This is a genomic window from Paenibacillus sp. WLX1005, assembly GCF_046603685.1.
Taxonomy (GTDB): Bacteria; Bacillota; Bacilli; order Paenibacillales; family Paenibacillaceae; genus Saccharibacillus.
On the sequence record NZ_CP176756.1, the window covers coordinates 1,417,189 to 1,430,615 of the forward strand.

The window sequence follows — 13,427 nt, forward strand, 5'->3', positions numbered from 1 at the left end:
ATGGAAACTGTATTTATTGGCAGTGGCATTTTCATCTTGTGGGCTTTTTGGACAGATATTACCGCCCGCAAAATTCCCAATCTATTAAACCTATTATTTGTAATCAGTGGACTAGTTTATCATGCCATTTTAGGCAAAGGAGAAGGGATTCTATTTGCTGGTAAAGGGCTGTTGTTCGGATTCGGACTGATGCTGATATTACATCTATTTCGCGCGGTAGGTGCAGGCGATGTGAAGCTATTCGCTGGTATTGGAGTCTGGTTTGGCGCAAGCATGACAGTACAGGTGATGATGTATTCAATTCTGTTTGCTGGTTTGATCGGATTGGTGATTATGTTGTGGCGACGAGAGACAATAACACGTATGCGCAATGTACTATGGAAAATTACAGGAGCATTGCTATGGAAGCAAAAGCTGCGTCCTGATGATGTGGAGCATAAGCAGTACTTAACATTTCCATTCATGACAGCCGTGCTACCGGGCGTATTGTTCTGTTATTTATACGTGGGATAGAGGAAAGCCAGACGAAATGGCAATAGGGAAGGAAAGGATGAATCGTATGAGCACGACATTAATACAGGATTTTATTCAGGATGGCAAAACATTTATGGTGATCCATCGCGAAGCAGGTTTTCAGCATAGCGATTTGAGTCGCACCCAGAGTGGGATGATGCTATCCAGTCGCATCCACGGCATGCTGCAATTGCATTTGCACGAAGTGAATTTACAGGCACAGCTGCGCTATGATATTACTGGCAAGCGAATGCTGAAGCATTGTTTACAAAGTGAGATGATCGGTATTGCTGAATATTTTGGATTGTTGTTACAGCTAGTATCGACGCTGGAGGAAAGCAGTCAGTATATGCTGTCATTGCCTAACTATGTGCTGGATGAGGATTATATGTTTATGGAAGGTTCGCTACAAGCAGGTAAATTATTTTTGACGTATATTCCTTGCACTGTCATGTTGACCGAAGAACCGGTGCAGCAGCAGATTAGTAGACTCGCATCTCACTGGATGACAGCGGTTCGTGAATTAAGTGGCAATGATGTGCAACGGTTATTGCGTTATTGCCAGTCGGAAACTTTTACATTACAGGAACTAAAATATATGCTTATGGATCTACTAGCAGGTGGACAAGAGCAGCATAATCCATCTTCTCCAGATTCATCATTGAACATGCCACGACCGGGGGATCGAGATTGGTACGGCGGGTACGATACAGCTATCAATACTGGAGGTCAGGAGAATAGTTTGGGAGGTCCCCCTTTTTCCATTCCGATCGATAATCATCAGGCGAATCATGCCAGACATGATACAGCACATTCTGCACCCCCACATTCTGTACAATCACCTGTTGAATCTGCTCAACCTGCTCATACTGAAACCAAACGTTCAGTACTATCATTTGGCAAAAAGAAAGAAGCTTCCGCAGCCAGTTTGAATATCCAGCCCGAAACAGGGGATATGGAAGTCGAACCGAACAAGCTTCCTTCTGCTTATCGAACCTATTTGTTGGCTGGTGGTGCGCTGCTGATCGCTATGATCTGGCGCTATGGTTATATGGAGCATCCCAATGACATGATGCTGTATGGATGTACTGCATTGACACTAGCAACTTTTTTGACAATTTATATGATTGTAAAAGGTAAAATCACACTCGGTAAAACGAAAAAAAGTGCAGGACCTCCTGATGCTACGATGCAGCAAAAAACAGCAGTATCATTGTTTGGTAAGAAGCAGCATCATAATGAAGTGCAACAAGAAGAATGGCGCTGGCAGCCAGCATTTGCTGGACAATCTGCAACTGCAATGTCTGGCGCAGGTGCAAACACTGGAAATGGCGTACACGCCTCAAATGCCGAAGTTGCTGGAATTACTGCAATTGCTAACAATGCTGCCTATTCATCCTCAATTCCTGTTGCTGGAACCACAAAGAGCAGCAATCAAAACGCTTATCATTCCCATACATCTTCTGATATAAGAGAATTTAGAAGTAGTCAAAATCAACATCCACATCAAAACCAGCAAAGTTTCGATCCGGCGGATATTCCAAACTATGTATCACAACCTTCATATGCAGCATACGATCCTGATCATCGCGAACATCAATCTGGATCGGACAGTTCTGCATACGCACATTCTATACAAATAAATAATATGCCTACTCAGAGCCTTTCATCGCATATGGCAACTGTATTACTGGACGATCTGGAACCTCAATCTACTGAAGAAAGCCCTGCTTTCCGGGGGTATTTGGAGCGTCGCGAAGCGAATGGCAATGCGATTGAATCTATTCGTCTTGGAGCAGGGAGTTTTATCATCGGACGAGCAGACGATGGAGTTCATTATCATGAACAGTCAGTAGGAACATCTCGTAATCATGTTGAACTGGATGTGCGCAAAGGACAAGTGACGATCAAAGATCTAAGTTCACGCAATGGCACGATTTTGAATGGTGAAGCATTGATACCGTATAAAGCGTATCCTATTCAAAACGGCGATTCCTTTAAAGTAGCCAAAGCTGTGTATACACTACGTCTGGAAACGTAATACGGTAAACAAGTAGTAAAATGCTGATAAGCAGTTGCATAAGCACACAAAAATCCGAATAATTGAACTCAAACTCAAACTCGAATAAACAAATAAAACCGCTGTGTAATCAGTGAAAGGAGCATTAACTGGACACGTTGTGATGAGATTACAATATAGATCACAACTTAGATCATAACATCCGGTAATTTGCATCGCTTTCCTTCTGATTCATCACAGCGGTTTTCAACTACATATTTTCTACTAATTACATACTCTACTGACATTTGCTTCGTTACAATATGTTAAGCATGCTCACTATTGGAAGCAGGCTGATGCTTGTCTTCCAGTTCAACAATTGCCGATTCCAGATCAGGATATACAAAGGTAAAGCCGTGATCCAGTGCTTTTTGCGGAATAACCCGCTGCCCTTGTAGCAAAATGCTGGCCATTTCACCAAGTGCAGAATAGATCATAATCGAAGGCACATGAAACCAATGCGGACGATTCAGCACTTTGGCGACGGTTTTACCGAATTCATTATACCGGACAGGTCCTGGACAGGAAGCGTTGATCGGACCTTCAATTTCTTTATTTTGAATACAGAAGTCGATCAACCGCACCATGTCGTCGATATGAATCCACGAAACCCATTGTTTGCCGGGACCAAGTTTGCCACCAGCGAACATTTTATATGGTAATGTCATCAGCGGATATGCACCGCCGTCTTTGCCCAGTACTAGACTAACGCGTAGCTTGATCAAACGTACGTCTTTGATACTTTCAGCAACAGCTTCCCATTGTTCCGCCAGACTGGATGGGAAATTCATTGTTCGCCGTTCGCTGCTTTCGTCAAACGTCTCCGTGTCTGATGTACCATAAATCGCCATCGCACTTGCCTGCACGACTACCTCAGGTTTGCGCTCCAACTTCTCAATCGCTTTGGAAACGATATTAACCGTACGCATCCTCGATTCGACCAGTTCCAGTTTGGTTTTGGTCGTCCAGCGCTGATTCAAAGATTCACCGGACAAATTAACGAGTGCATCGATTCCTTCCAGTTTCTCAGGATGCTGCTCCATATCGTCCCACGTTATATATTGAATCCGTCCAGCACCAGCTTGCTCTGGTGAAACTTTACGCGTTACTACAATCACTTCATGTCCTTCATCCAACCAGTATGGAATTAGATGTTTACCCACAAAACCCGTACCACCGCAAATTGCAATCTTCATATCGATTCCTCCTCAGGTAAGTAGATCTCTATTTCAGATAAGAGTGTGTATCACAAGTCAGTTCATGTATCATCAAAAATATGTTTTACATATTTCACTATACCTGCTGTCAATGTCGAGCATATGTTCAAATGAAGATAGCTTGTAGAAAAGCCACTACACTGTTATTAACCAATTTAAAGGTATTTCTTCTATATAAAATCACATTCAAATTTAATCCATTGTTCATACCAACATTCTGGCTTTATTGAACTATCCGCGTTAAAATAGGTGAGATTCCTGTAGCCGAATTGCAGATTACATTCTGAATCTACAGCTTATTGTTATGCCTGTATGTTCAAGCACAGGATGAACAATAGGTTTTCTTGTTTTGCACTATTCAAACGATTCAATAAGTATTAATTAAGCTGGCACAATTGACTGAGGAGGAAATGACTTGTTAAAAATAGGTTCTCACGTATCGTTTTCCAATAAAGGGTTACTTAGCGCAGCCAATGAAGCAGATGAATACGGCTCTAGCTCATTTATGATATATACCGGTGCACCCCAGAATACGCGCCGCAAGCCGATGGACACGATGTTTTTAGATGAAGGCAAAGCGAAAATGGAGCAAATGGGTGTAGAAGAAATCGTCGTACATGCTCCATATATTATCAATCTCGGTTCATACAAGGAACATACGTATGAGCTGGCTGTCAATTTCCTGCAAGAAGAAATTCACCGTACTCACGCAATCGGTGTACACAATATCGTGCTTCATCCCGGTGCTTTTACAGATATGGATGCAGAATATGGTATCGACCGTATTGCCAAAGGGTTGGAACAGGTGTTAGCTGGCGTGAAAGAAACAGATGTGAATATCGCGTTGGAAACGATGGCGGGCAAAGGAACAGAGATTGGTCGCAGTTTTGAGGAGATTGCTCGTATTATGGAGCGCGTACCGCATAACGATCGTCTAACCGTCTGCTTTGATACATGTCACACTCACGATGCTGGTTATGATCTGGTTAACGATCTGGATGGTGTGTTAGAGCAATTTGATCGGATTGTCGGCTTGGATCGTATCACTGTCGTTCACGTTAACGATAGCAAAAATCCAGTCGGTGCAGGAAAAGACCGACATACTCCACTAGGTAGCGGCTGGATTGGTTTTGAAGCGCTGAACAACCTAGTACACCATGAGAAGCTAACAGGACGTCCATTTATTCTGGAAACGCCTTGGATCGGTAAAGATGCGAAGAAACAAAATCCGATGTATGAAGTGGAAATTGCGTTGCTGCGCGGAGATGTAGCAGGACGTTTTGGCAATGAATTTGTAGAAGATGTGCAAAAGCTGCATCATTTCTTCGACGGTCAAGGCATTGATGCACGTCCGTATGTACTGGACACTTGGAACGTATTGAAAAGTGATGCGAAAGCCCGCAAAGCCGACCCGCGTGAGCCGCTGGAGCGATTGTATGATCTGATAGCAGCAGATGGACTGTTTGCAGCACTGAATGAGGAGCAGATCAACAAGCGTCTAATTGCATGGCTTGCAGGCAAGAACGCTCTGTAATGAATCTGTACATGACCCCCAAACACCAATACTGAGATCTTACCAATGGAATGATGGATATGTTCGATATTCTCTCTGTCCACCGGGCACAGACAGTTCGTCCAAACAAGCTTACATCTGAATATACCTTTGTTATGACGTCGATAGCAGAAGTATGATTGAACTATTTACAATATGCTGAATATCACCTAGATTGTAAGATAAGATATTTTGTCATATCGAACGAAACTGCGCCATTGTTGAAGGAGGATCTTACGTCTCATGGAAGTACATGTAAAACAAAATCAATCCCCGCGTGAACCACAGCAGCATCGTGCACGCATGCTAATCTCGTGTCCCGATGGTCCGGGTATTGTCGCTACGGTGTCGCGCTTTTTGTATGAACACGGAGCCAATATTGTACAATCTGACCAGTATACGATGGACCCGGATGGCGGTATGTTTTTTATGCGTATCGAATTTGATCTACCAGAACTAGCAGCCAATCTGCAAGCGCTGGAAAACGACTTTTCCGATATTGCCAACCGTTTTGGCATGACATGGAATATTAATCAGGTTAGTCGTAAAAAGCGTCTAGCGATCTTTGTATCCAAAGAAGATCATTGTCTGGTTGAACTGCTGTGGCACTGGCAAGCAGGCGATCTGGATGCTGAAATCGCGCTTGTTGTAAGCAATCACAATGATATGCGCAGTTATGTGGAATCGTTTGGCATTCCATTTCATCATATCCCGATTACTGCCGATACGAAGCAGGAAGCGGAACGTCGTCAATTGGAAGTGATTGGTGCAGATATCGATGTGATCGTGCTTGCACGGTACATGCAGATCATTTCGCCAACCTTCATCGAGCATTATCGTAATCGGATTATCAATATTCATCACTCGTTCTTACCAGCGTTTGTGGGCGGTAAGCCTTATGCGCAAGCGTATGATCGCGGCGTGAAAATCATTGGTGCGACAGCTCACTATGTTACGGAGGAGCTGGATGGCGGTCCGATCATCGAGCAGGACGTACAGCGTGTGAGCCACAGCGATAATGTGAATGAATTGAAACGCATCGGTCGTACAATTGAACGTGTCGTACTGGCTCGTGCTGTGCAATGGCATGTGGAAGATCGTATTCTGGTTCATCAGAACAAGACGGTTGTGTTTAATTGATTTGAATTATTGTTCGTATGAATGTGATGTATAGTATCGAATAAATCATACGGATTTTGCGTATAAAGAAACGCCACTCTAGCATTTAGAGTGGCATTTTTTATTAGTATGATCAACGACTAGCAATCTAAGACTCAGTCGTTAATATGATGCAAAAGGCTGTTATTTTTAACGCACTGTTTATATTCAAGTGATATTTTAAAATAATGAACGCTGACGTATCTGCCATCTACCAACCATACCTAGCACCAGCCCGTATACCAGATGCCCAATCAGCCAGTACATATACGCCTGTCCATCATTCACTGCCGGTACACGATCCGACATCATCGCCAGCGGGAAAAATAACAGCGATGATGCTGCACCAAGTGTTAGTCCCGCCAGCCACGGATGATGCCAGCGCGAAATCCATAATCGGAATAGCACGCCCAGTACTAGCGCCACGACGAGATGCATGGCAAACTCCAACCATTCCGGTAATACATCCGGCAACACTGGAACAAAATCAACATTCAGCAATAATGTATACACAAGCGCTCCCGTTCCATACTGAATCCATTTCAGCACTAGTCCGAGAATGATGCCGCTCACCAATCCGGCAAGCAAACCCTGTTGGATGATCTTACGCAAAATACAGTCCTCCTCTTTTCGTACAGGTGATATTGGGTATAAATACAGTGGAACAAAATAACGATATGGCAAACTGTCGAAACTAGTGTTACAATGGACAAAGGGTAATAAGTCAAATTGAAAGACTCAAGGGGAATCATTTCATTTGGAATATTCGTACTCCTGAAATCGACAACCTTGTTTCAAATGAGATACAACCTGGGCACCTCGCTTTACCAAGAAGAATGAGGAGGATTAACATGACTGACAAGAAACAAGAGCAGGAACAGAGCATTAACAAATCCGAAAACTCCAAAGTGGACAATCTGTCGATTTCCACAATTCGTACGCTTTCTATCGATGCAATCGAAAAAGCAAATTCCGGACACCCTGGTATGCCAATGGGCTCCGCTCCAATGGGCTATCAACTGTTCGCCAAAACTATGACACATAACCCGGCTAACCCAACTTGGGTCAACCGCGATCGTTTTGTGCTGTCCGCAGGTCACGGCTCCATGCTATTGTACAGCCTGTTGCACCTGTCCGGCTACGGTTTGGAAATGGATGAAATCAAACAATTCCGTCAATGGGGTAGCAAAACTCCAGGTCACCCGGAGTTTGGTCACACTGTAGGTGTTGATGCAACAACCGGTCCTCTGGGTCAAGGTGTAGCGATGGCAGTTGGTATGGCAATCGCGGAATCCCATCTGGCGGCAACTTATAATAAAGGCAATGCTAACGTAATCGATCATTTCACTTATGCGATCTGTGGCGATGGCGACATGATGGAAGGCGTAGCAAGTGAAGCTGCTTCTATGGCAGGTCACATGCAACTGGGCAAACTGATTATGCTGTACGATTCCAACGATATTACACTGGATGGTAAAGCAAATCTGTCCTTCTCCGAAAACGTAGAAGACCGTTACAAAGCTTATGGCTGGCAAGTACTGCGCGTCGAAGACGGTAACGATCTGCCTGCAATCGAAGCTGCATTGGCAGAAGCGAAAGCAGACACGTCCCGTCCAACACTGATCGAAGTGAAAACAGTTATCGGTTACGGTAGCCCGAACAAACAAGGTATCGGCGGTCACGGCGGTACGCACGGTTCCCCACTGGGTTCCGCAGAAGCGAAACTGACCAAAGAAGCTTACGAGTGGACATACGAAGAAGACTTCTACGTACCAGACGAAGTTCGTGAACACTTTGCCAAAGTAAAAGAACGCGGCGTAGAAGCGAACAAAGCATGGGACGAGCTGTTCGCCCAATACAAACAAGAAAATCCAGAACTGGCTGCTCAATTTGAGTCTGCATTCTCCGGTAACCTGGCAGATGGCTGGGACAAAGAACTGCCATTCTACAGCACCGAAGACAAAGCGGTATCGACTCGTGTTGCTTCCGGTAATGCATTGAACGGTCTGATCAATGGTGTTCCTCAGCTGGCAGGCGGCTCTGCCGACCTGGAAAGCTCCACGATGACTCACTTGAAAGGTCTGGACAACTTCACACCGGAAACACGCGCTGGACGCAACATCTACTTCGGCGTACGTGAATTTGCAATGGCTGGCGCAATGAACGGTATTGCATTGCATGGCGGTATCAAAGTATTCGGCGGTACGTTCTTCGTATTCACTGACTACCTGCGTCCGGCTGTACGTCTGGCTTCCCTGATGGGTCTGCCTGTAACGTATGTACTGACTCACGATAGTATCGCTGTTGGTGAAGATGGCCCTACGCATGAGCCGATCGAACAACTGGCTTCCCTGCGCATTATCCCGGGTCTGACTACAATCCGTCCTGCAGATGGTAACGAGACTTCGGCTGCATGGGCACACGCGGTTGAGAACAAAGGCGGTCCAATCGCCCTCGTACTGACTCGTCAAAACCTGCCAATCCTGCCAGGTACAGTAGACGGCGTACGCGAAAACATCAAAAAAGGTGCTTATGTTGTATCCGATGCAAAAGCGGGTCAACCGGTCGCCCAACTGATCGCTACAGGTTCCGAAGTACAACTGGCTGTAAAAGCACAAGAAGCACTGGCTTCCGAAGGTATCGAAGTTCGTGTCATCAGCATGCCAAGCTGGGAGCTGTTCGAGAAACAGGATCAAGCATACCGCGATTCCGTCCTGTTGCCTGATGTAAAACCTCGTCTGGCAATCGAAATGGCACAAACCTTTGGCTGGGAACGTTATGTTGGCGACAAAGGCGCAATTCTGGGTATCACTACATTTGGTGCATCCGCTCCTGGCGATCGTGTAATCGCTGAGTACGGATTCACTGTTGACAACGTAGTACAAAAAGTTAAAGGACTGCTGTCCTAATTTCATAAATCACATGGCAATGTGTATTGCCGTACAGCAAAATACCTTGTTATGGACAGAAAAGGTGCAGAGGTGGCCCCGCGCCGCCCTGCGCTTTTTTCTGATATGTTCATAGCGGTGGTGGAGTATCGATATGAACTGCGATACAAGATATACATCGATACCAAATGATTATTATCAAGCAAACGGGGAGCGGAATGATCAATGAGCCAACTGGAAAATGTAACGGTAGTCAAGCAAGCGAATGTATATTATGACGGTAAAGTGACCAGCCGCATCGTGCTACTTCCGGACGGTAGTAAAGTAACCCTCGGCATCATGCTACCAGGATCATACGAATTTGGCACAGACAGTCATGAAACGATGGAGATTCTGGCAGGGAAACTGTCTGTTCTGCTGCCAGGCAGTGAAGAATGGCTGCATATCGACGGTCAGGCGACATTTGAAGTACCGGCGAATTCCAGTTTCAAGCTGGAAATTAGCACGGTTACAGATTACTGCTGCTCCTACGCGTAATGTCATAACAGACACGTTTTTGATTACTGCAAGACCGGGTAAAGATATAGGTATGGTCAAAAGCTAGTGTTGGCGATATATCCAAAGTCATTTCGTCTTCTTTGGCAATCGCGGTATACTTACGTCATTAACTGACAGCCCGTGGCAGATCGCTTGCATTGCGAGTATGATGACGTCATACTTAAACACGGGTAAGCCTGATCGGTATAGAGAATATGTGCCGGCAGGATGTTGGATACAGAAACCATGTGTATCATGAATTCATTTTGGGAGGGTAACGATATTATGTCTAAAAAAGTGAAATTTGATTACAGCAAAGCTCTTTCTTTTGTCGCTCAACATGAAGTGGATTATTTTGCCGAGCCGATTCGTCTCGCACATGAACAACTGCACAACGGTACAGGCGCAGGTTCCGACTATCTGGGCTGGATCGACCTGCCAACCAACTATGACAAAGAAGAATTCGCCCGCATCCAAAAAGCGGCTGAAAAAATCAAAAGCGACTCCGAAGTCCTGATCGTTATCGGTATCGGTGGTTCGTATCTGGGCGCGCGCGCTGCGATTGAGATGCTGACGCATTCCTTCTACAATGTACTGCCAAAAGACAAACGCAAAACGCCTGAAATCTACTTTGCTGGTAACAACATCAGCTCTACCTATGTAAATCACCTGCTGCAAGCAATTGAAGGCAAAGACTTCTCCGTGAATGTAATCTCCAAATCCGGTACAACAACTGAACCTGCGATTGCATTCCGCATTTTCCGTGCCGAGCTGGAGAAAAAATACGGCAAAGAAGAAGCGAAAAAACGCATCTATGCAACAACTGACCGTGCTAGAGGCGCATTGAAAACACTGGCAGATGCAGAAGGCTATGAAAGCTTTGTTATTCCTGATGATGTTGGCGGACGTTATTCCGTTCTGACACCAGTAGGATTGCTGCCAATCGCTGCTGCTGGCGTAGACATTCAGGAAATCATGGATGGTGCTGCCGCTGCTGCCAAAGAATACAGCAACCCAAATGTTGCCGAAAACGAAAGCTACCAGTATGCAGCGGTTCGTAACGCTCTGCATCGTAAAGGCAAAGCAATCGAAATTCTGGTGAACTATGAGCCATCTCTGCATTTCGTATCTGAATGGTGGAAACAACTGTACGGCGAAAGCGAAGGCAAAGACTTCAAAGGCATCTTCCCAGCAGCTGTTGATTTCTCGACCGATCTGCACTCCATGGGTCAATTCATCCAAGATGGTAGCCGCAACATCTTCGAAACTGTAATTCAGGTGGAAGAAGTGGCAAGCCATATTACGATTGAAAAAGACGAAGATGATCTGGACGGTCTGAACTTCCTGGCTGGCAAAACGCTGGATTTCGTCAATAAAAAAGCATTCCAAGGTACACTACTTGCGCATACAGACGGTCAAGTACCGAATCTGATCGTGAACATCCCAGATCAAACGCCATTCTCGTTCGGTTACCTCGTATACTTCTTCGAGAAAGCTTGCGGAATCAGCGGCTACCTGTCCGGCGTGAATCCGTTTGACCAAGAAGGCGTAGAAGCATACAAAAAGAATATGTTCGCGCTGCTGGGCAAACCGGGCTTTGAGAAACAAAAAGAAGAGCTGGAAGCACGTCTGTCTGAATAAGCGTGTAAACTTTCTTCGCATCTCTGCAAAAGAAGCTGATTGAAAAGTCTTTTCGAGTAAGCTACTTTTGATGTAAAATAGGATAAACTTCATGGAGAAAGCAGTTCTCTGGCCGAAGGGTCAGGGGGCTGCTTTCTTGATACCTAAATATGGTGTATGATATCTTTAGTAACTCGCATAGGAAAGGGACATCATGACAACGGATAAGCCGGAACGCTACAAAACGATAAAACAAACTGGAGCCAAAGAAATTGTGATTAAAAAGTCACGTTTTATTGGTCATTCCAAACCGGTGGCAACCGAAGAAGAAGCGCTCGCCTTTATCGAGAGCATCAAAAAGCAGCATTGGAACGCCACCCATAACTGTTCTGCCTATCTGATCGGCTCGCGCGGCGATATACAACGCCAGTCCGATGACGGAGAGCCAAGCGGTACGGCAGGCAAGCCTATTTTGGAGGTGATCAAAAACCAAGGGTTGCAGGATATCGTCATTGTAGTCACCCGTTATTTTGGTGGTATTATGCTGGGAGCGGGCGGGCTCATTCGTGCCTATACGGACGGAGCGGTAGCTGCTATCGAAGCCGGACAGTCGATCACGAATGTGCTTCATGAGGAAGTGCAGGTGGAGATTGAGTATACATGGCTGGGCAAATTGGAGAATGAATTGCGCAATCGCGGTATCCGCATGGGCGAGACGGAATTCACGGATAAGGTGATTTTACATTGTTTGCCGATTGCCAGTGAGTCAGAGACGTTTCAAGCATGGATGACCGATCTAACTCAGGGACAGGCGGAGATTGTGCCGGGAGAGCAGCAATATTATATTGAACAAGAGTAAAACGATGACATATTCCATACAGGGAATGCAGTGGACGGAGAATCGGCATGCCATTGGGGTTGGCAATCCGATCGAGGAGCACATGAATGATCTGTTCATGATGCACACCGTCACACAGTCGCAAACCCGTTAGGCCAAATGCTTGCTTGAAGGGGAATCACACTATGGCGCGTAGAGCGGTTGAGCAGGAGTTATCAAGAGAGAGAATTTTGGAGGCAGCCAGGCATCTGTTTGTGACCAAAGGATATCGCGCTATCTCAATGCGCAGTATCGGTCAGCATCTCGGATACAGCCATGGTTCGCTGTATTATCATTTCAAAGAAAAAGCAGAGCTGTTTTATGCCATTGTGATGGAGGATTTTGACCATCTCTGTCAGCTGCTGATTCAGGTCAAAGAAGCGCCAGAAGTAGGCGATCATAATCGAGTGGAACGTTTGTTGCTCGAATTTATCCGTTTTGGGCTGAATAATGCCCACCAGTATGAAATTATGTTTATGATCCGCGATGAGGAGCTGTTGAGCTATTGTCGTGCTGAACAATCGCGATGTTTTGAGGTGTTCGCCTCGATCGTGCGTCAGCAGATGGATCTGAACGAGCATTCGCTAGAAGCGATGCATACCGTACCGCTGAGTTTGTTTTTATCGATCCTCGGCTTTATTTCGTATTACATTCAGGATCGTGTGAGCTTTGAGGAAGTCGAAGCGGCAGCAGTGGCGCATGTGAAGACATTGTGCCGGGTACTGTAACGAAACAGATAGTCATAGCTGATACGGATGATAAAAGTGATTATACTGAGGTGCAACACCGTATCATGGACATAACCGAATACTGGAGCAAAGGATGAAGTGCGTGCGTCTATATGCTTTAAGGCTTTCCCCTGTCAAAACGTTGAATCCCTATAGCGGGAACAGACAGGGGAAGCATCTGCCCTTGGGCGATCATACATGGGAACATAATCAAAGGCGGCTTACCTGATAGAGAATCATCAGGAAGCCGCCTTTTGGTACATTGGTAGACTATCATG

12 protein-coding genes are annotated in these 13,427 nt (G+C 45.4%); 10 read left to right on the top strand and 2 right to left on the bottom strand.

The window, feature by feature from the left end; all coding sequences use genetic code 11:
* A complete protein-coding gene (locus ACE3MZ_RS06165) occupies nucleotides 1-513 on the top strand; it encodes a prepilin peptidase (RefSeq protein WP_411345583.1) in 513 nt (170 codons plus the stop codon).
* 46 nt (nucleotides 514-559) lie between these two features.
* Nucleotides 560-2,554, top strand: a complete 1,995-nt coding sequence (locus ACE3MZ_RS06170; protein WP_411345584.1) for a DUF6382 domain-containing protein — start codon at nucleotides 560-562, stop codon at nucleotides 2,552-2,554.
* Nucleotides 2,555-2,838: 284 nt separating this feature from the next.
* On the opposite strand, the gene ACE3MZ_RS06175 is transcribed toward ACE3MZ_RS06170, so the two are convergent.
* On the bottom strand, nucleotides 2,839-3,768 hold the full coding sequence (locus ACE3MZ_RS06175; protein WP_411345585.1) for a TIGR01777 family oxidoreductase: 930 nt from the start codon (nucleotides 3,766-3,768) through the stop codon (nucleotides 2,839-2,841).
* Between the two features lie 436 nt (nucleotides 3,769-4,204).
* Here ACE3MZ_RS06175 and ACE3MZ_RS06180 point away from each other — a divergent pair, with 436 nt between their 5' ends.
* Nucleotides 4,205-5,323, top strand: a complete 1,119-nt coding sequence (locus tag ACE3MZ_RS06180) for a deoxyribonuclease IV (RefSeq protein WP_411345586.1) — start codon at nucleotides 4,205-4,207, stop codon at nucleotides 5,321-5,323.
* A 261-nt stretch (nucleotides 5,324-5,584) separates the two neighbouring features.
* Nucleotides 5,585-6,481: a formyltetrahydrofolate deformylase gene (gene purU / locus ACE3MZ_RS06185; RefSeq protein WP_411345587.1), complete on the top strand. Its 897-nt coding sequence runs from the start codon at nucleotides 5,585-5,587 to the stop codon at nucleotides 6,479-6,481.
* Nucleotides 6,482-6,679: 198 nt separating this feature from the next.
* Here purU and ACE3MZ_RS06190 read toward each other — a convergent pair whose 3' ends face one another.
* Nucleotides 6,680-7,111 (bottom strand): hypothetical protein, encoded by a 432-nt coding sequence (locus ACE3MZ_RS06190; RefSeq protein ID WP_411345588.1) that lies wholly within the window; start codon nucleotides 7,109-7,111, stop codon nucleotides 6,680-6,682.
* A 239-nt stretch (nucleotides 7,112-7,350) separates the two neighbouring features.
* On the opposite strand from ACE3MZ_RS06190, the gene tkt reads away from it, so the two are divergent.
* The 6 genes from tkt (at nucleotide 7,351) to ACE3MZ_RS06220 (ending at nucleotide 13,149) form a co-directional block, all read left to right on the top strand.
* A complete protein-coding gene (gene tkt, locus ACE3MZ_RS06195; protein ID WP_411345589.1) occupies nucleotides 7,351-9,408 on the top strand; it encodes a transketolase in 2,058 nt (685 codons plus the stop codon).
* Between the two features lie 204 nt (nucleotides 9,409-9,612).
* Nucleotides 9,613-9,924, top strand: coding sequence for a pyrimidine/purine nucleoside phosphorylase (locus tag ACE3MZ_RS06200; RefSeq protein ID WP_411345590.1), 312 nt, complete (start codon nucleotides 9,613-9,615; stop codon nucleotides 9,922-9,924).
* Between the two features lie 285 nt (nucleotides 9,925-10,209).
* Nucleotides 10,210-11,565: a glucose-6-phosphate isomerase gene (locus ACE3MZ_RS06205; protein ID WP_411345591.1), complete on the top strand. Its 1,356-nt coding sequence runs from the start codon at nucleotides 10,210-10,212 to the stop codon at nucleotides 11,563-11,565.
* 193 nt (nucleotides 11,566-11,758) lie between these two features.
* On the top strand, nucleotides 11,759-12,403 hold the full coding sequence (locus tag ACE3MZ_RS06210) for a YigZ family protein (RefSeq protein WP_411345592.1): 645 nt from the start codon (nucleotides 11,759-11,761) through the stop codon (nucleotides 12,401-12,403).
* A gap of 4 nt (nucleotides 12,404-12,407) precedes the next feature.
* Nucleotides 12,408-12,536, top strand: a complete 129-nt coding sequence (locus ACE3MZ_RS06215; RefSeq protein ID WP_411345593.1) for a hypothetical protein — start codon at nucleotides 12,408-12,410, stop codon at nucleotides 12,534-12,536.
* 31 nt (nucleotides 12,537-12,567) lie between these two features.
* Complete coding sequence (locus tag ACE3MZ_RS06220) at nucleotides 12,568-13,149, top strand: TetR/AcrR family transcriptional regulator (protein ID WP_411345594.1); 582 nt, start codon at nucleotides 12,568-12,570, stop codon at nucleotides 13,147-13,149.
* Nucleotides 13,150-13,427 lie beyond the last annotated feature (278 nt).

Coding starts and splice junctions, on each gene's coding strand:
- ACE3MZ_RS06200 (WP_411345590.1), top strand. CDS start 9,613: ATGAGCCAACTGGAAAATGTAACGGTAGTCAAGCAAGCGAATGTATAT.
- ACE3MZ_RS06175 (WP_411345585.1), bottom strand. CDS start 3,768: ATGAAGATTGCAATTTGCGGTGGTACGGGTTTTGTGGGTAAACATCTA.
- ACE3MZ_RS06210 (WP_411345592.1), top strand. CDS start 11,759: ATGACAACGGATAAGCCGGAACGCTACAAAACGATAAAACAAACTGGA.
- tkt (WP_411345589.1), top strand. CDS start 7,351: ATGACTGACAAGAAACAAGAGCAGGAACAGAGCATTAACAAATCCGAA.
- ACE3MZ_RS06165 (WP_411345583.1), top strand. CDS start 1: ATGGAAACTGTATTTATTGGCAGTGGCATTTTCATCTTGTGGGCTTTT.
- ACE3MZ_RS06205 (WP_411345591.1), top strand. CDS start 10,210: ATGTCTAAAAAAGTGAAATTTGATTACAGCAAAGCTCTTTCTTTTGTC.
- ACE3MZ_RS06170 (WP_411345584.1), top strand. CDS start 560: ATGAGCACGACATTAATACAGGATTTTATTCAGGATGGCAAAACATTT.
- ACE3MZ_RS06215 (WP_411345593.1), top strand. CDS start 12,408: ATGACATATTCCATACAGGGAATGCAGTGGACGGAGAATCGGCATGCC.
- ACE3MZ_RS06220 (WP_411345594.1), top strand. CDS start 12,568: ATGGCGCGTAGAGCGGTTGAGCAGGAGTTATCAAGAGAGAGAATTTTG.
- purU (WP_411345587.1), top strand. CDS start 5,585: ATGGAAGTACATGTAAAACAAAATCAATCCCCGCGTGAACCACAGCAG.